Origin of the sequence: Devosia faecipullorum (genome assembly GCF_015158295.1) — a bacterium.
GTDB classification, from domain to species: domain Bacteria; phylum Pseudomonadota; class Alphaproteobacteria; order Rhizobiales; family Devosiaceae; genus Devosia; species Devosia faecipullorum.
The window spans coordinates 303,045-319,825 of record NZ_JACDXV010000001.1 but is presented as its reverse complement, the minus strand read 5'-3'; the positions used below and the strand labels follow the sequence as shown (position 1 = coordinate 319,825).

Below are 16,781 nucleotides of genomic sequence, written 5' to 3'. Positions count from 1 at the left end.
TTTCGACCCGCCACGGTCCAACCGGGCGGGTCGCTGCTGTTGCGAGTGACGTGATGCTTGAAAAGACTTATGAACCGTCCGCCGTCGAAAGCCGCATTTTCGATGCCTGGGTCGATGCCAGGGCATTTGAGGCGGGGGCAGGGGCCAAGCCCGGCGCCGAGCCGTTCACCATCGTCATTCCGCCGCCCAACGTCACCGGGTCGCTGCATATCGGCCATGCGCTGAACAATACGGTGCAGGACATCCTCGTCCGCTTCAACCGCATGCTGAAGAAGGACGTGCTCTGGCAGCCGGGCATGGACCATGCCGGCATCGCCACGCAGATGATCGTCGAGCGCCAGCTTGCCGCCCAGCAGATCGACCGCCGCAGCCTTGGCCGTGAAAAGTTCATCGAGCGCGTCTGGGAGTGGAAGGCCGAGAGCGGCGGCACCATCATGAACCAGCTCAAGCGCCTCGGTGCCTCGGCTGACTTCTCGCGTGAGCGCTTCACCATGGGCGCTGCGGGCCAGCCGGACGACCAGATGGTTCGCGCCGTCACCAAGGTGTTCGTGGAATTGCACAAGCGTGGCCTGATTTACCGGGCCAAGCGGCTGGTGAACTGGCATCCGGGACTGGAAACGGCGATTTCCGACCTCGAAGTCGAGAATATTGAGATCAAGGGCCATATGTGGCATCTGCGCTATCCGCTGGCCGATGGCGTAACCTACCAGTTCCCCATCAAGGACGAAGAGGGCAATGTCACCGGCACGGAAACGCGCGACTATATCGTCGTCGCCACGACGCGCCCGGAAACCATGCTGGGCGACGTCGCCGTCGCCGTCCATCCCGAGGATGAGCGCTACGCCAATCTGGTCGGCAAGTTCGTCGAATTGCCGCTGGTCGGCCGCCGCATTCCCATCGTCGCCGATGACTATGCCGATCCGGCGCTGGGCACGGGTGCGGTGAAGATCACCCCGGCCCATGATTTCAACGACTTCGAAGTGGGTGCGCGCGCCGGCATCGAGCCGATCAACGTCTTCACCACGCGCGGGGCGATCATCGACGCCGATTTCGTGCCGGCGAAATATCGCGGGCTGGACCGGTTCGAGGCGCGCAAGGCCATCGTCGCCGACCTGGCGGCCTTGGCGGAGGCCGATCCGCTGCGCGGTCTCAGCCATATCGAAGACAAGAAAATCATGGTGCCGCACGACGAGAAGAGCAAGCTCGTCGTCATTGAGCCCTTCCTCACCGATCAATGGTGGGTCAAGGCCGATGTGCTGGCCGAGCCGGCAATGGCTTCGGTGCGCGAAGGCCGCACCAAATTCGTGCCGCAGCAATATGAGAACACCTATTTCGCCTGGCTGGAAAACATCAAGCCCTGGTGCATTTCCCGCCAGCTCTGGTGGGGACACCAGATTCCGGCCTGGTATGGTCCGGACAACGAGGCGTTCGTCGCCTATGACGAAGACGAGGCAAGGCAGGCTGCCGAGAAGCATTACGGCAAGCCGGTCGAACTGACCCGCGATCCCGACGTGCTCGACACCTGGTTTTCCTCCGCTCTCTGGCCGTTCTCGACGATGGGCTGGCCGGACGAGACGCCGGAACTCAAGCGCTATTATCCCACCAGCGTGCTGGTTACTGGCTTCGACATCATCTTCTTCTGGGTGGCCCGGATGATGATGATGGGGCTGGAATTCCTCGACGAGGAGCCGTTCCACACCGTTTACATGCATGCCCTTGTCCGCGACGAGAAGGGCCAGAAGATGAGCAAGACTAAGGGGAACGTCATCGATCCCCTACAGCTCATCGATCAATATGGCGCCGACGCCACCCGTTTCACCCTGGCCGCCATGGCCGCGCAGGGCCGCGATCTCAAGCTTTCGATCAATCGCGTCGAAGGCTATCGCAACTTCGTCACCAAGCTCTGGAACGCCGCGCGCTTCCTCGAGATGAACGAGGCCCGCCGCGTCGAGGGTTTTGACCCGCGCGCCAACAGGTTGCCGCTCAATCGCTGGATCGTCGGGGCTACGGCGCGTGGTCTTGCCGCCGTGCGCTCCGGCATCGAGGACTACAAGTTCAACGAAGCGGCGAACAGTGCCTATGATTTCGTCTGGGGCACGTTCTGCGACTGGTACGTGGAATTTGCCAAGCCGGTCTTCATGGGCGAGGACGAGGCGGCGAAGGCCGAAACCCGCGCAACTGCCGCCTGGGCGCTCGACCAGATCCTGATCATGCTCCATCCCATGATGCCCTTCGTGACCGAGGAGCTTTGGGAAAAGACCGGCGCTTTTGGCCCGAAGCGGGAGAGCATGCTCGTGCTCGCCGAATGGCCCGACCTTTCGGGTCTCGAAGATGCGGAAGCCGACGCCGAACTGGCTTGGCTGGTGGATGTCATTTCCAACATCCGCTCGGTGCGCTCGGAGATGAACGTGCCAGCCAGCGCCAAGCTGCAATTGGTGGTGACCGGGGCAGGGGAGCAGACCTTGGCGCGGCTTGTCGCCGGCACCTCGCTGATTTCCCGCCTGGCGCGTCTCGAAGAGATTACGCCGCGCAATGAAGTGCCCGGTGAATCCGCGCAGTTCGTGGTCGGCGACGCCACATATGCGCTGCCGCTGGCCGGCGTGATCGATCTTTCGGCTGAGAAAATCCGTCTTGAAAAGGAAGTCGGCAAGCTCGACGCCGAAATCGCCCAGATCGACAAGAAGCTGGGCAATGAGCAATTCGTCGCCAAGGCGCCTGAAGAAGTGATCGAGGAGCAGAAGGCGCGCCGCGATGCCGCCCAGGCTCGACGCGAGAAAATCCTGGCAGCGCTCAAGCATGTAAGCTGATCGCTCGCTTGCAGCACAATCTCCATTCGGCCCTCGGATTTGATCCGGGGGCCGTTTTTCTTACATTGTTTCTGTGACGATTCCGCAACAATGTTTGGGATTCAGGTCCGCTGCATCCGGCGGCAACCTTTTGGCGATATTTCCCGCCACAATCTGCCCGTAAACAACTCGTCGATAACGATACCGGGGCGTCTGGCGCAATCCTCATGCCCTCAAGTGTTGCAAGGATTGGGCATTCGGGGGCGGATGTCGGCCAGTTCCGGCCTGCGAACAATTCGCGGGATGGAAAGGCGCGTACTCCCCCGGATTTTCAGGACGAATAGCGGATGAATGTCCGCCTGACGTGGTGAGCATGGACGCAAGAACGCGGATCGCAAGCACTGCAACATGTGGCCGAAAAGCCACTTCCGACCGTCAGGCGCGCGCTTGTGATGGCGCTGGCCGAATGCGGCCACAAAGCATGTTTACCTCTTGTTCAGACTTGGCTTTGCCCGTTTTCAGCTTCGGGGCAAGGTCATTGACGATCAATAACGGCCCGGCGGCCCGGTCCGCCGCCATAGCGCAGCCAGCCTGCTGGCCGCTGCAATTTGTGCCCGCCCATGGCCCCATGGGCGAAAGGAGTATCATGCGGACCCTGTCCCATGCCGTCTTCACACTGCTTCTGGCAGTCTGCGCCACCGCACCGGCGCAGGCGCAGACTGCCATCGATGCCGCCTCCGGTTTGGCCCGCGCCATGGATGGCATCACCTCCATGGACAGTGTCGGCGTGCCCAATGACACCTTCATTTCCGCCCTCGAAAGCGACGCGGAGGCAGGGCGGCCGCTGGCTCTGTGGCAATTGGGCTCCATGTATGAACATGGCGAGGGCGTCAGCAAGGATCCGGTCAAGGCCTTCGGCTATTATTCCCAGATCGCCATTCAGCATGTCGATACCGCGCCGCGGGGCCTCGAGGCCGACATCGTCGCCCGGTCCTTCGTCAAGCTGGGGGATTATTTCAGCGAGGGCGCGCCCGAGATCGGCGTGCAACAGGATCCGGTGGAATCGCATCGCCTGCTGATGCATGCCGCAAGCTATTTTGGCGATGCCGAGGCGCAATACCGCGTCGGCCTGCTCTATCAGCGCGAGGATGGCCTTGGTGTCAGCCCGATGCTCAGCGCCCGCTGGCTGCAATCGGCCGCCAGCAAGGGGCATTGCCTGGCGCAGGCCGGGCTGGGCGACTTGCTGTTCAACGGCATGGAATCCTATTCTCCGCGTCCCGCCGAGGGGTTGATGTGGCTCAACATCGCCCACGAAACCTGCCACGGCACCGCTGATCAGGCGGTGGCGGACGAAATGCTCAGTCGCGCCGTGTCGATTGCCAGCCCGGAAGACCGTGCCGCAGCCCATGCCATGGCCAATATGAGCTATGAGGTCGGCATCGAGTTCTGAACCCGTTCCGGCTCTTTCCGCCAGCAGGTAGGCCCTCCGGCCCATAAGTGATGCCGAACTGGATTGCCCGGATGAGCCGGGCAATGACGGTGGAGCGGAGGGGGGGCCGATACTGGGTTTCAGCGACAGACCGAAACGCTCCGGCTCTGCTCAGAAGCACTCTGGCCGTACACATTCATTCCGCGCTCTCGTGTCATCGTCATTGCCCGGCTCGTCCGGGCAATCCATAGCCTGGGCCACAGGCATTCTGATGGTCGCGTCGGTCGGGCGCAGGCGCGCGGCAACCTCTACAGGCTGAAAACCCCTTCCACCGGCACGTGGTCGCTGGGCCTGTCCCAGCCGCGTACATCCTTATGCACATTGACCCCGTCCAGCCGGTCGGCGGCTTGTGGCGAGAGCATCAGGTGATCGATGCGGATGCCGGCATTGCGCCGCCAGGCGCCGGCCTGGAAATCCCAGAAGGTGAAAGCCTGTTCTGCCGTGACCGCACGCAGGGCGTCGGTCATGCCGAGATGGCTGAGGATGCGGAATTTTTCGAGGCTTTCCGGCCGGTAAAGCGCGTCGCCCCACCAGGCGTCGGGATCGTGGGCGTCGATAGGGGCGGGGATGAGGTTGAAATCGCCCATCAGGACGAACGGCTCCTCCAGTTCCAGCCGCGCCGCGACGAAGCGGTTGAGTCGATCCATCCAGGCCAGTTTATAAGGGAATTTTTCCGTATCCACCGGGTTACCGTTCGGCAGGTAGATATTGCAGACCCGCACTACCCCGCCATCGACGGAAAACACACCCTCGATCAGCCGTGACTGCTCGTCGGCATCATCGCCGGGCAAGCCGCGATGCACCTCATCGAAGGGGATTTTGGAGAGCAGGGCGACCCCGTTCCAGCTTTTCTGGCCGTGGGTCTCGATATTGTAGCCCAACGCCTCGATCTCGGCGCGCGGAAAGCCCTCGTCGATGGACTTTATTTCCTGCAAGCCGACGATGTCCGGCTTTTCCTCTTCGAGCCAGCGCAGCAGCAGCTCGATCCGGGCCTTGATTCCGTTGATGTTCCAGGTGGCTATGCGCAGGGTCATGTCAGACCGCGAAGCTGGTGCCGCAGCCGCAGGAGGCGACCGCGTTGGGGTTCTTGATCTGGAAGGACTGGCCAACCAGATCGTCCACGAAGTCGATTTCCGCGCCGCCCATGAATTCCAGGCTCAGCGAATCGATCAGCACGATGGCGTCGTCCTTTTGCAGCACGAAATCGTCCTCGCCGGCCGTTTCCTGCACCAGATTATATTCATACTGGAAACCCGAACAGCCGCCCCCGGCCACGGACACGCGCAGCACTGTTCCCGGCGCCTCCTTGGCCACGATGCGCGAGACGCGCTTGGCGGCGCGATCCGAAAGCGTTACGGCGGGGCGATCAGCAAGGGCAGCGTCTGTCATGGAAAGGTCCGGACATTCGTAATGTCATAACAATGCAGCTAAGATAGGCGCTCGGAGCGCCATTGCAAAGGCCCGCGAACACACATGAGTGAGACTGCCCCTTATGCCAGCAAGCCCGGCCTGTCCCTCGGGCGGCTCTACGGCACCGGCCCCAGCCCGACGCGCAACGAATTTCAGCGCGACCGCGACCGCATCATTCATTCGACCGCCTTTCGTCGGTTGCAGCACAAGACGCAGGTCTTTCTGGCCCATGAAGGCCGCCATTTCCGCAATCGGCTGACCCACACGCTCGAAGTCAGCCAGATTGCCCGTTCCATTGCCCGCGCACTGGGACTGAACGAAGATCTGGCGGAAGCCGTGGCGCTGAGCCACGATCTGGGCCACACGCCTTTCGGCCACGCCGGAGAACGCGCCTTGCACCGGGCGATGGCCGATTTCGGCGGGTTCGATCACAATGTTCAGGCGCTGCGCGTCGTTACCCTGCTGGAAAATCGCTATGCCGAGCATGATGGGCTCAACCTGACCTGGGAAAGCCTCGAAGGCATTCTCAAGCACAATGGCCCGTTGATCGATGCCAAAGGCGCGCCATTCGGCCGCTATGAGGAGGAGGGCCTGCCGTCCGGGCTCGATGTCATTCCCGTCCCGGCCGATCTGCGCCTCGACAGCCATGCCAGCCTTGAAGCGCAGGTGGCGGCTATTGCCGACGACATCGCCTACAACGCCCACGACATCGACGATGCCCTGCGGGCCGAACTGGTCGGGCTCGAAGATTTTCTCGATGTCCCGATGGCGGGGCCGATCGTGGCCGAGGTGCTGGATCGCTACCCCGATATTGCCGTCCAGCGGCAGACCCATGAAGTGCAGCGCCGCATGATCACGCGCGCGGTGGAGGACGTCATTGCGACGAGCGCCGCCAGGATTGCCGCGTCCGGCGTCGCCTCGGTGGAGGATGTGCGCATGGCCGGTCAGACGCTGGTTACCTTTTCACCCTCGATGGCGGCGGCGGAAAAGCAGCTCAAGCAATTCCTGTTCGCGCGGGTCTACCGGCACGAAAGCGTCATGGGGCCGGTGCTGGAAAGCGAAGCGGTGGTGGAGCGGCTCTTTGCCCATTACATGGCCGAGCCCGACATGCCGGAGGCCTGGGGCAGGGCGGGTCGGAGCGCCGATGGAGCGGCGCGGGCCCGCATCGTCGCCGATTTCGTCGCCGGGATGACCGATCCATATGCGCTCGACGCCTATCAGCGCCTGTTTGACGCTCGACCGGATTTCCGTTAACCCGGCCCGACCATTTTCCGCAGGTTTGTCATGGATATCTTCGCCCTCTTCACCACACGGGTCATCGAAGCCCTTCGTGCCGACCATCCGGAGCTTGACGAGGCGCTGCTGTCGCGTGTCGTGGTGGAGCCACCGCGCGATCCAGCCCATGGCGACCTGTCCACCAATGCCGCCATGGTCGTGGCCAAGCCGCTGGGCAAGAATCCGCGTGAACTGGCCGTCGCGCTGGCCGGCCGTTTCGCGCATGCGCCCGATGTCGAATCCGTGGAGGTCGCCGGCCCCGGCTTCATCAATTTCCGGCTGTCCAACGAGATCTGGCATCAGGTGCTGAAGGCTGTGGGCGCGCAGGGCGACAATTATGGCCGCTCCGATATCGGCAAGGGCGAGCGCGTCAACGTCGAATTCGTCTCTGCCAATCCCACCGGTCCCATGCATGTCGGCCATACGAGGGGCGCGGTCTTCGGCGATGCCCTGGCCTCGCTCATGGCCTGGTCGGGCTATGACGTGACGCGCGAATATTACATCAACGATACCGGCGGGCAGACCATCATTCTCGGTCGCTCGGCGCTGTTGCGCTATCGCGAGGCGCTGGGCGAGAGCATCGAAATTCCGCCCGGCTTCTATCCCGGTGACTATCTCGTCGCCGTGGGGCAGGCGCTGGCCGCCGAACATGGCGAGGCGCTGCTCGATCTGCCGGAGGACGAAGCGGTGCTGATCGCCCGCGAAGCGGCTCTCGGCGTGATGATGGTGCTGATCAAGGCCGATCTGGCCCAGCTCAACATCCATCACGACGTGTTCTTCTCGGAGCGCCAATTGCATGGCCCCGGCGGCGACATCGAAAAGACGCTGGCCTGGCTGCGCGAGGAGGGCATGGTCTATGAAGGCCGGCTCGAAGCGCCCAAGGGCAAGACGCCCGAAGATTGGGAAGACCGCGAGCAGACCCTGTTCCGGGCGCAGGATTATGGCGACGACACCGACCGCGCCCTGATCAAGTCCGACGGCTCCTACACCTATTTCGCCGCCGACATCGCCTATCACCGCAACAAATATCTGCGCGGCTTCAAGCACATGATCAACGTGCTGGGCGCCGACCATTCCGGCTATGTGAAGCGCCTGCAGGCGGCGGTGAAGGCGGTTTCCCACGGAGAGGCCGACATCGACGTGCGCATCTGCCAGCTCGTCCGCCTGCTCAAGAACGGCGAGCCGTTCAAGATGAGCAAGCGCTCGGGCGATCTGGTGACGCTGGCCGACGTGGTGGAGGAAGTGGGGCCGGACGCTACCCGTTTCATGCTGCTGTTCCGGCGCAATGATGCGTCCATGGATTTTGATTTCGCGCTGGTCAAGGAGCAGACCCGCGACAATCCCGTCTTCTATGTCCAATATGCCCATGCCCGCGCCTGCTCGATCTTCCGCACAGCGGCGCGCGACATGCCCGAACTCGATATTTCGCCCGCCGCCCTTGCCGGAGCGGAGGTCGAACGGCTCGCCAGCGCCGCTGATATCGAGCTGATCCGCCTCCTCGGCGCATGGCCGCGCATTGCCGCTGCGGCGGCCATCGCGCATGAGCCGCATCGTGTCGCATTCTATGTTCACGACCTGGCGGCGGCTTTCCATGGCTTCTGGGCCAAGGGCAAGGATGATTATGATTTACGCTTTGTTAACCTTTCGGACGCGAATTTGACGCTTGCTCGACTCGCTCTTGTCGATGCGGTACGTCAGGTGATCCGCAATGGTTTGGGGATTCTGGGGGTCACTGCGCCAGAGGAGCTTTCATAATTCGGGCGCATTGGTGTGAACACTCGCGGGCCGGCCTTTGACTGGGCCGATCCAAATAATAGGGGCGCTGCCAGATGACGTCGGCGAAACCGCAATCAATGGCCGCACAGACTGACGCACCGGACGATCTTATTGCCGAACTCGCCAGGCTGATGGCCGACGATGCGCGCTCCGACCATAGTGCACGTACGCCGCAAGCTGCCAACGAACCTGCTCCAACGGTTCGCATTCCGGGCGCCGATACGCCGCCCGCTGCCGCCGCGCCGGTGCGTATTCCCGGTGCGCCTGCAGAGCGGAAGCCGGAGGCGGACCCGTTCAATTTCGATTTTTCGCTGAACGATTTTTCTGACCGCGCTGCTGGGCCGGCCAGTACGCTGGCGGGCAAGCCCGCTCCGGTCCTGCCGGTCGCGCCGGCGCTGACGCCGGAACCGATGAAAGCAGCAGCATCTTCCCCCGATTCCGAAGCGCTGGATTTCGATGGTCTGGCCGATCTCATCGCGGCTGAACTGGCCAGCGACATGACGCCGCCCGAGCCGCTTCCCGTTGCCGATGGCCCCGTCAGGGGTGAGGATAATTTCGGTGTGCCGCCGGTCTTCGGTCTCGGCGCACCCGCCGCGCGCGAAACCGCGCCGGAGCCAATTGCCGCCTTCGTCGAGCCGGATGCCGTCGAAATGGACCCGGTTGAGGAGAATTCGGCCCCTGTTGCGGCGCCGTTTCCTGAACGCGATCCGGGCGATGCGCTGACCGATATTGAGCGTCTGCTCGCACCGGTGGTGCAGCGCGCGCAGGACGAGGTCGAACAGGTGCGTTCTCCCAGTCCGGCGCTGCGCAGCCTGGCGACGCCGACTTTGCCGCCCGCCGAGGTTCCTCCCATGGCGCGGCATACCGAACCCGGTTCTGTGGATGACGCCATTCTGGCCGCCGCCGCCGCGACGGGCGCTCACGTTGAATGGGTGGAGCCGCACGCTGCGCCGGCCGATGTCGTTGCCGATGATCTGGATTTGGTTGAGCCGCGCCCGCGCCGGGGCTTCGCGCTTTCCCGTGCCGTCGTTGGTCCGCTGGTCGCCGTCGGCCTGTTGGGTGTGGCCGGGCTTGGCCTCTACTGGGTTCTTGGGCAGGGCAGCACACCCACTGGACCCGCGCCGCTGCTGCTGGCCGACAACAATGTCGTCAAGGAAGTGCCCGCGCCAACCGAGACCACCAGCTCGCAATCGGTTGTATTCAATGAAATTTCTGGCGCTGGCAATGCGGCGGACGAACAGATCGTGCCGCGCGATCAGGCCGACGAAGCCGCTTTGTCCGAGGCGGCGATCGCCAATAGCGGTACGCTGATCTCCGAGGACGGCACCAGTGTCGATCCCAATGTGGATGGCCTGGTCAACCGCAAGGTCCGAACAGTAACGGTTCGCCCCGACGGCACCATTATCAGCGGCGCCGACAGCATGGCTGGCTCGTCCATCCTGCCTGTCGAGCGGCCCAATGTGCCCGAGGTTCCGGGTGCCGATTTCTCCACGCCCGATCTGATCGCCAGCGCCATTGCCAGCGGCGAGCAGGCGGCCGCTTCCGCTCCTGCAGCCGCTTCCATTCCGGTCCCGACCGTTGCCGTGGTGTCGCCTGGCTCGGTTGTTCCGGTCGTCGATGCCAGTGGCGCGGCGCTGGCCGGCCGCAGCGTCACAATTCCGATGGACCGTCCCGCTGATTTCGCGCAGGCCGCGGCGAGCGCTCTGGCCGCGGCGGCGGTGCCCGCTGCTTCCGCCAATGGCGCGTTGGTCGCTCCTGTCGCCCAGCCTGCCGCCGCCACGCCTTCGATAAGCGCCACGACCGGCGGGGCTGCTGCCTATGTGCAATTGGCGTCCCAGCGCAGCGAGGAGGCGGCGCGTCAATCGGCCCAGTCCATGGCAACCCGCTATGGCGTGCTGTTCAGCGGCTCGAGCCCGGAAATCCAGCGTGTCGATCTTGGCGAACGCGGCATCTACTATCGCGTTCTGGTCCCCGCCGCGTCCCGCGATGCCGCCGCCAATATCTGCAACAATATCCGCGCTGCCGGCGGCGATTGCCTGCTGCTTTAGAAAATTCTGGGGCTGGCCCAAATCCAGCCCCACTCCACCAATCATCGCCATTGCCGGGCTTGTCCCGGCAATCCATCCTTCGAACCAATGAACCACCCCGATAAACCGGGAGGTGACATTGGTGATCCTTGACGCTGGCCGCAGCAGCGGCCAAGGATGGACCATGAGGTCCACCGGCACTAAAACCTGATGACGAGCGCACAAACCGACTGGTTCGAAACGCCGCCGCCGGTGCCGGCGGATGAGGTTCTGCGCGTCGATGTCGGCGGCTATGAAGGCCCGCTCGATCTGCTGCTCGATCTGGCGCGGCGGCAGAAAGTCGATCTCGCCAATATTTCCGTCCTCGCGCTTGCCGAGCAATATCTGGCGTTCATCGACAATGTGCGCGAGCGCCGGATCGAGGTGGCGGCGGATTATCTGGTCATGGCGGCCTGGCTCGCCTATCTCAAGAGCCGGCTCATGGTGCCGCAGGCGCAAGGCGATGACGAGCCGAGCGGGGAAATGCTGGCGGCCATGCTGCAATTCCGGCTCAAGCGCCTCGAAGCCATGCGGGTCGCCGCCAACAAATTGATGAACCGGCCGCGCCTCGGGTTTCAGATTTATGCGCGGGGCGCCCCCGAACCGCTGCAAATTTCGCGCCGCTCGCTCTGGGAGGCCGGCCTTTTCGATCTGCTCAAGGCCTATTCGACCCAGCGCGAACGGGGCATCAATGTCGATTATTCGCCGCTCGTCCGCACCGTCTGGTCCTTGCAGGATGCCCGCGACATTCTGGAGCGGCTGATCGGGGAAAGTCAGGAATGGGTGCCGTTGGACACCTATCTGGCCGATTATCTGGCAATACCCGCCGAGCGCGCCACGGTGCGCGCCTCCAGCTTCGCCTCCAGCCTCGAACTGGTGCGGCTCGGTTCGATCGACATGCGCCAGTCCGAGACATTCGGACCCTTGCTGCTGCGCCGCCGCAGGAGCGAGGACAGGTGAACGATTCCGCGCCGATCGAGGAGCAGGGCGAGGTTCTGCGTCGTCTCCTGCGCATTGTCGAAGCGCTGCTCTTCGCTTCGTCCGAGCCGTTGCGCGTCAGCGACATTGCGCCCTATCTGGAACAGGGCGCCGACATCGAAGCCTTACTGCGGGCCGTGCAGGCCGACTATGCGGGCAGGGGGGTGAATCTGGTCCGCCGGGGGGATGGCTGGGCCTTTCGCACCGCCGAAGACCTCGGATTCCTGTTGCGCCGCGAGGAGCAGGAGACACGGCCGCTGTCGCGCGCCGCGCTCGAAACCCTCGCCATCATCGCCTATCACCAGCCCGCCACGCGGGCTGAAATCGAGGATGTGCGTGGCGTTGCCACCGGCAAGGGGACGCTGGACCTGCTGATGGAAGCGGGCTGGGTGCGCATGCGCGGCCGCCGCCGCAGCCCCGGCCGCCCGGTCACCTATGGCACGACCGATGCCTTTCTCGATCATTTCGGCCTGGAACGGCTTTCGGACCTGCCGGGTCTGGATGAACTCAAGGGAGCCGGGCTGCTTTCCGGCCGCCTGCCGCCCGGTTTGCAGATTCCCTTGCCTTTCGATGGCGAATTGCGCGAGGACGAAGACCCGCTCGATCCTTCAGATCCGGGCGACGGTGACGCGGACGAGGAGAATTGATGACCGGGCGGGCGCAGTCGGGCGACGTGCAGAACTGGGGCATGCGGGGTACGGCGGGCGTGTCCTTCGCCGCTTCGCTGGAATTTGACGGCGTCTGTGTCGAACTGGGCAATCGTCCGGTGCTCGACCATCTGCATTTATCGCTCCGGCCCGGCGAAATCGTGTGTCTCCTCGGGGAATCGGGGTCGGGGAAATCCACCGCGCTGCGGGTGGCGGCGGGCATTCAGCCGGTCAGCGCTGGGGCGCTGCGCATCAATGGCGAGGTCATGTCGGCGCCCGGCCGGACCGTCCCGCCCGACCGGCGTGGTATTGGCCTCATGTTTCAGGACTACGCGCTGTTTCCGCATCTGACGGTGCTGCAGAATGTGCTGTTTGGGCTGAAAAGTCTTGGCCGGGCCGCGGCGCTGGATCAGGCTCGCGCCGCGCTGCGCCGCGTCGGTCTGGCCGGGCGCGAGAAAGATTTCCCGCATCAATTGTCGGGCGGGCAGCAGCAGCGCCTGGCTCTGGCCCGCAGCGTCGCGCCGCGACCGGGCCTGCTCTTGCTCGACGAGCCGTTTTCCAGCCTCGATGCGCGGCTGCGCGAAACTGTGCGCGACGAGACGCTGGCGGTGCTGCGCGAAACCAATGCGACCAGCCTCGTCGTCACCCACGATCCCGAGGAAGCGATGATCATGGGCGACCGCGTGGCGCTGCTGCGCCATGGCTGCATCGCCCAGATCGGCACGGCGAAAGAGCTTTATCGCCAGCCCGTGGATCTGGCAGCGGCCCGCTTCCTTTCGCCGCTGGGCGAGGTGGAAACGCATGTCCATTCCGGCATTGCCCAGACCCCTCTCGGGCCGGTGGCCGCGCCCGGCTTTGCCGATGGAACGCCGGTGACGGTGGCGATCCGCCCGGTCGGGGGCGTTCAGGTGCGGGCCGAAAGCCCCGGAACGCCTGGACGAATCGTGGCGAGGCGCGATGCCATCGGCGTCGATCTGCTCGAGGTCAAGATCGATGGGCTCGATGCGCCGCTCGGCGTCCGCCAGCCCGCCAATGGCACTTTGACTCCGGGACAGGACATTTTCCTTGTCCTCAACCCGGAACACGTTCTTGTGTTTGGGCGCGATTAAACCTATTTCTCGGTCTATCTATAGCGCTCCAAGCGCATCCGGGTTCTAGGGAGACTATTATGCACGCGCCGTCTATTTGGGGCATTCTCGTTGTCGCCGTCGTCGTTATCCTGCTCTTCGGCCGCGGGAAGATTTCCGGCATGATGGGTGAAGTCGCCTCCGGCATCAAAGCCTTCCAGAAGGGCATGAAGGACGACGACAAGCCCGCCGAGCGTATTCAGGCCGGTGCCGAGATCGATGCCCGCGAAGTGGACAAGAGCAAGGACGCCTGATCGACGTCCCGCCTTCACCACTAAAGGTGGCATTGCCGCCAATCGGAGACTTTTCGCATGCTCGGCCTAGGCTGGACAGAGATAATGGTGATCGGCGTCGTGGCGCTGATCTTTATCGGCCCCAAGGACCTGCCGGTCGTCATGAGCAAGGTGGGCAAGGTCGTCGGGCAGATTCAGCGCATGGGCCGAGATTTCCAGCGCGAGATCAACAAGACGACCGGGCTTGATGAAGTGCGCAGCCTGCGCAATTCGATTACCAACCCGCTCAAGCAGACCGCCGATGAAATCCGCAAGGAATTCAATGCCATCGGCAAGGACGGGCAGCAGAAGCCGTCCGGGGCGCTCGCGCCCACCGATCCCAAGGTGGAAAGCGTCGCCGACGCCATCAAGGAAAAGGCTGGCATGTCGCCAGCCAAGACCAGCACTGAACTGGCCAGCGAATATGGCTTCAAGCCCAAGGCTGCGCCGGAACAGCCCGCTGCCGCGCCCGCTCCCAAGGCCGTGAATCCAAAAGCAGCAACAGCCAAGGCAGCCAAGCCTGCCGTGAAGCGGGCCGCTCCCGCTGCCAAGGCCGATGCCGCGCCGGCTGCTGCCAAGCCGGCGCCGAAGCCGCGCGCCAAATCCGGCGCCGCCGCGAGCAAGCCGGTCGTGGACGCTGCAGCCGCCCCGAAAAAGCCCCGCGCCCCGCGCAAGAAGCCTGCCGAACCGGCCGAGAAGAGCTAAATCATGGCCGACAGCAAGCGGATCGAAGACAAGAGCAAGACGGCGCAGGAGCCCGAGGACGAGCTTGCGGGCAGCGAAGCGCCGCTGCTCGAGCATCTCATCGAATTGCGCAAGCGCCTGATCCACAGCGCCATCGCCATCGTGGCGCTGATGATCATCTGTTTCATCTTTGCCGGGCGGATTTTCGACATCCTGCTCAATCCCTTTCGCTCTATCTATCCCAATCCGGGCGATATGGAGCTGATCTATACCGCGCCACAGGAATTCTTCTTCACCCAGCTCAACCTGGCGTTTTTCGGCGCGATCTTTCTGGGCTTTCCCTATCTTGCCACCCAGATTTACCGCTTCGTCGCGCCCGGCCTCTACAAGCATGAGCGCAAGGCGCTGGTGCCCTACCTGATCGCCACGCCGATCTTCTTCCTCCTGGGCGCCTGCATGGTCTATTTCGTGGTCCTGCCCATGGCGCTCGGCTTTTTCGCCGGCATGCAGACCGAAGAAATCAAGCTTTTGGCTAAGGTGTCCGAATATCTGGGCCTGGCCATGACGCTGATCCTGGCCTTTGGCGTCTGTTTCCAGCTTCCCGTCGTGTTGACGCTCCTGGCGCAGATTGACCTGATCAATGTCGAGCAGCTCAAGAAGGGTCGTCGCTACGCCATTGTCGGAATTCTGGCCGTGGCGGCCTTCATTACGCCGCCCGATCCGATCTCGCAGATCGGTCTTGCCATCCCCATGTACGGCCTCTACGAACTCGCCATACAATCCGTCAGGATGGTGGAGCGCCGCCGCGCCAAGAAGCTGGCCGAAGAAGCGGCCTCCGCCTGATCGCGACAATCCATTCCGTCCTGTCCCGGCCGCCTTGCCCGGCTTGGGGCAGGGCGGCTTAGTTTTTTCAACCAGAGGCGGGCGCGGCCCGTAACGACGATGTTCGATATCAAGTGGATCAGAGACAATCCTGACGCCTTCGACCAAGCCATGTCGCAGCGCAAGAACGTGTCCGTCCGCGCCTCCGATCTCATCGGTATCGACGAGCGCCGCCGCCAGATCATTTCGCGCCTCAACGAGGCACAGGAAAAGCGCAATGTCTTTTCCAAGCAGATCGGCCAGGCCAAGGCGCAGAAGGACGATGCCCGGGCTGCCGAGCTGATGGCGGAAGTCGCCCGGCTCAAGGAGATCATCCCCGCCGGCGAGGCCGAAGAACGCGACGTAGAGAAAGAGCTGCGCGACGCGCTGTCCGCTATCCCCAACATGGCCTATGACGATGTGCCGGTCGGCGACGACGAGGCCGGCAATGTCGAATATTTCGGGCCTAATGGCTCGCCGGAAACCGCTGCCAAAGCGCGCCCGCCCAAGCCGGTCTTCGCCTTCGCGCCGAAAGAGCATTTCGACATCGGCGTTGCCGAAAAGGACATGGATTTCGAAACCGCCGCCAAGCTTTCGGGCAGCCGTTTCGTGATTCTCAAGGGCCAGATCGCCCGGCTCGAACGGGCGCTGGGCCAGTTCATGCTGGATCTTCACACGAGCGAATTCGGCTATCTTGAAGTGCAGCCCCCGGTTCTGGTGCGCGACGAGGCCATGTTCGGCACCGGCCAATTGCCCAAGTTCGACGGCGATTTTTTCTTCACCGCCCATGGCGAAAACCGTCTGGCGCTGATCCCCACCGCAGAGGTGCCGCTGACCAATATGGTGCGCGAATCCATCCTGGCGGAAGAAGAATTGCCGCTGCGCTTTGCCGCGCTCACCTCCTGCTTCCGCTCGGAGGCCGGCTCGGCGGGTCGCGACACGCGCGGCATGCTGCGCCAGCATCAGTTCAACAAGGTCGAGCTGGTGTCCATCACCACGCCTGAACAGGCCATTTCCGAGCATGAGCGCATGCTCGCCGCCGCCGAGACGGTGTTGCAAAGGCTGGGCCTCCATTACCGGGTCATGACCCTGTGCACCGGTGATATGGGCTTTGGTGCGCGCAAGACCTATGACATCGAAGTCTGGCTGCCGGGGCAGGACACGTATCGCGAGATTTCCTCGGTTTCCGTCTGCGGCGATTTTCAGGCCCGCCGCATGGAGGCGCGCTATCGCCCCGCCGGCGAAAAGCAGGCGCCGCGCTATGTCCACACGCTCAACGGCTCCGGCACGGCGGTCGGCCGCTGCCTGATCGCCGTTCTGGAGAATTATCAGCAGGAAGACGGCTCGGTGCTGATTCCCGAGGCGCTCCAGCCTTACATGAACGGGCTTACCTCCATCGGCGGCCGCTGA

At 63.5% G+C, this 16,781-nt stretch carries 14 protein-coding genes; 12 read left to right on the top strand and 2 right to left on the bottom strand.

Going from position 1 to position 16,781, the window contains the following annotated elements; genetic code table 11:
* The first annotated feature begins 53 nt into the window (after positions 1–53).
* Complete coding sequence (locus tag H0482_RS01515; protein WP_193728263.1) at positions 54–2,807, top strand: valine--tRNA ligase; 2,754 nt, start codon at positions 54–56, stop codon at positions 2,805–2,807.
* Between the two features lie 625 nt (positions 2,808–3,432).
* The gene (locus H0482_RS01510; protein ID WP_193728262.1) at positions 3,433–4,236 is read left to right on the top strand and encodes a tetratricopeptide repeat protein; all 804 of its coding nucleotides are present in this window, start codon (positions 3,433–3,435) and stop codon (positions 4,234–4,236) included.
* A 287-nt stretch (positions 4,237–4,523) separates the two neighbouring features.
* Here H0482_RS01510 and xth read toward each other — a convergent pair whose 3' ends face one another.
* Positions 4,524–5,303: an exodeoxyribonuclease III gene (gene xth, locus H0482_RS01505; RefSeq protein ID WP_193729056.1), complete on the bottom strand. Its 780-nt coding sequence runs from the start codon at positions 5,301–5,303 to the stop codon at positions 4,524–4,526.
* Between the two features lie 7 nt (positions 5,304–5,310).
* Complete coding sequence (locus H0482_RS01500; RefSeq protein WP_193728261.1) at positions 5,311–5,664, bottom strand: HesB/IscA family protein; 354 nt, start codon at positions 5,662–5,664, stop codon at positions 5,311–5,313.
* An 84-nt stretch (positions 5,665–5,748) separates the two neighbouring features.
* Between H0482_RS01500 and H0482_RS01495 the strand changes: the two genes are divergently transcribed.
* The 10 genes from H0482_RS01495 to serS all read left to right on the top strand — a co-directional run bounded on the left by H0482_RS01495 (position 5,749) and on the right by serS (position 16,781).
* Complete coding sequence (locus H0482_RS01495; RefSeq protein ID WP_193728260.1) at positions 5,749–6,939, top strand: deoxyguanosinetriphosphate triphosphohydrolase; 1,191 nt, start codon at positions 5,749–5,751, stop codon at positions 6,937–6,939.
* A gap of 30 nt (positions 6,940–6,969) precedes the next feature.
* Positions 6,970–8,715 carry an arginine--tRNA ligase gene (argS, locus tag H0482_RS01490; RefSeq protein WP_193728259.1) on the top strand — a complete coding sequence of 582 codons (1,746 nt, stop codon included), beginning with the start codon at positions 6,970–6,972 and terminating at the stop codon, positions 8,713–8,715.
* Between the two features lie 98 nt (positions 8,716–8,813).
* Complete coding sequence (locus H0482_RS01485) at positions 8,814–10,784, top strand: SPOR domain-containing protein (protein WP_193728258.1); 1,971 nt, start codon at positions 8,814–8,816, stop codon at positions 10,782–10,784.
* Between the two features lie 189 nt (positions 10,785–10,973).
* A complete protein-coding gene (locus H0482_RS01480) occupies positions 10,974–11,762 on the top strand; it encodes a segregation and condensation protein A (RefSeq protein ID WP_193728257.1) in 789 nt (262 codons plus the stop codon).
* Positions 11,759–12,427, top strand: a complete 669-nt coding sequence (gene scpB / locus H0482_RS01475; protein WP_330998164.1) for an SMC-Scp complex subunit ScpB — start codon at positions 11,759–11,761, stop codon at positions 12,425–12,427. Before H0482_RS01480 ends, scpB begins: the two co-directional genes overlap by 4 nt.
* Positions 12,427–13,536, top strand: coding sequence for an ABC transporter ATP-binding protein (locus tag H0482_RS01470; protein ID WP_193728256.1), 1,110 nt, complete (start codon positions 12,427–12,429; stop codon positions 13,534–13,536). The genes scpB and H0482_RS01470 overlap by 1 nt, the downstream gene beginning before the upstream one ends.
* Positions 13,537–13,595: 59 nt before the next feature.
* Complete coding sequence (locus tag H0482_RS01465) at positions 13,596–13,808, top strand: twin-arginine translocase TatA/TatE family subunit (RefSeq protein WP_193728255.1); 213 nt, start codon at positions 13,596–13,598, stop codon at positions 13,806–13,808.
* Positions 13,809–13,865: 57 nt separating this feature from the next.
* On the top strand, positions 13,866–14,531 hold the full coding sequence (tatB, locus tag H0482_RS01460; RefSeq protein ID WP_193728254.1) for a Sec-independent protein translocase protein TatB: 666 nt from the start codon (positions 13,866–13,868) through the stop codon (positions 14,529–14,531).
* A gap of 3 nt (positions 14,532–14,534) precedes the next feature.
* Positions 14,535–15,353, top strand: a complete 819-nt coding sequence (gene tatC / locus H0482_RS01455) for a twin-arginine translocase subunit TatC (protein ID WP_193728253.1) — start codon at positions 14,535–14,537, stop codon at positions 15,351–15,353.
* A gap of 99 nt (positions 15,354–15,452) precedes the next feature.
* Positions 15,453–16,781, top strand: coding sequence for a serine--tRNA ligase (gene serS / locus H0482_RS01450; protein WP_193728252.1), 1,329 nt, complete (start codon positions 15,453–15,455; stop codon positions 16,779–16,781).

Bases quoted from the DNA above. Each gene is read 5' to 3' on its own strand.
- H0482_RS01480 (WP_193728257.1), top strand. From the start codon at position 10,974: ATGACGAGCGCACAAACCGACTGGTTCGAAACGCCGCCGCCGGTGCCG.
- H0482_RS01470 (WP_193728256.1), top strand. From the start codon at position 12,427: ATGACCGGGCGGGCGCAGTCGGGCGACGTGCAGAACTGGGGCATGCGG.
- H0482_RS01465 (WP_193728255.1), top strand. From the start codon at position 13,596: ATGCACGCGCCGTCTATTTGGGGCATTCTCGTTGTCGCCGTCGTCGTT.
- serS (WP_193728252.1), top strand. From the start codon at position 15,453: ATGTTCGATATCAAGTGGATCAGAGACAATCCTGACGCCTTCGACCAA.
- H0482_RS01500 (WP_193728261.1), bottom strand. From the start codon at position 5,664: ATGACAGACGCTGCCCTTGCTGATCGCCCCGCCGTAACGCTTTCGGAT.
- argS (WP_193728259.1), top strand. From the start codon at position 6,970: ATGGATATCTTCGCCCTCTTCACCACACGGGTCATCGAAGCCCTTCGT.
- tatC (WP_193728253.1), top strand. From the start codon at position 14,535: ATGGCCGACAGCAAGCGGATCGAAGACAAGAGCAAGACGGCGCAGGAG.
- H0482_RS01495 (WP_193728260.1), top strand. From the start codon at position 5,749: ATGAGTGAGACTGCCCCTTATGCCAGCAAGCCCGGCCTGTCCCTCGGG.
- H0482_RS01510 (WP_193728262.1), top strand. From the start codon at position 3,433: ATGCGGACCCTGTCCCATGCCGTCTTCACACTGCTTCTGGCAGTCTGC.
- H0482_RS01485 (WP_193728258.1), top strand. From the start codon at position 8,814: ATGGCCGCACAGACTGACGCACCGGACGATCTTATTGCCGAACTCGCC.
- H0482_RS01515 (WP_193728263.1), top strand. From the start codon at position 54: ATGCTTGAAAAGACTTATGAACCGTCCGCCGTCGAAAGCCGCATTTTC.
- tatB (WP_193728254.1), top strand. From the start codon at position 13,866: ATGCTCGGCCTAGGCTGGACAGAGATAATGGTGATCGGCGTCGTGGCG.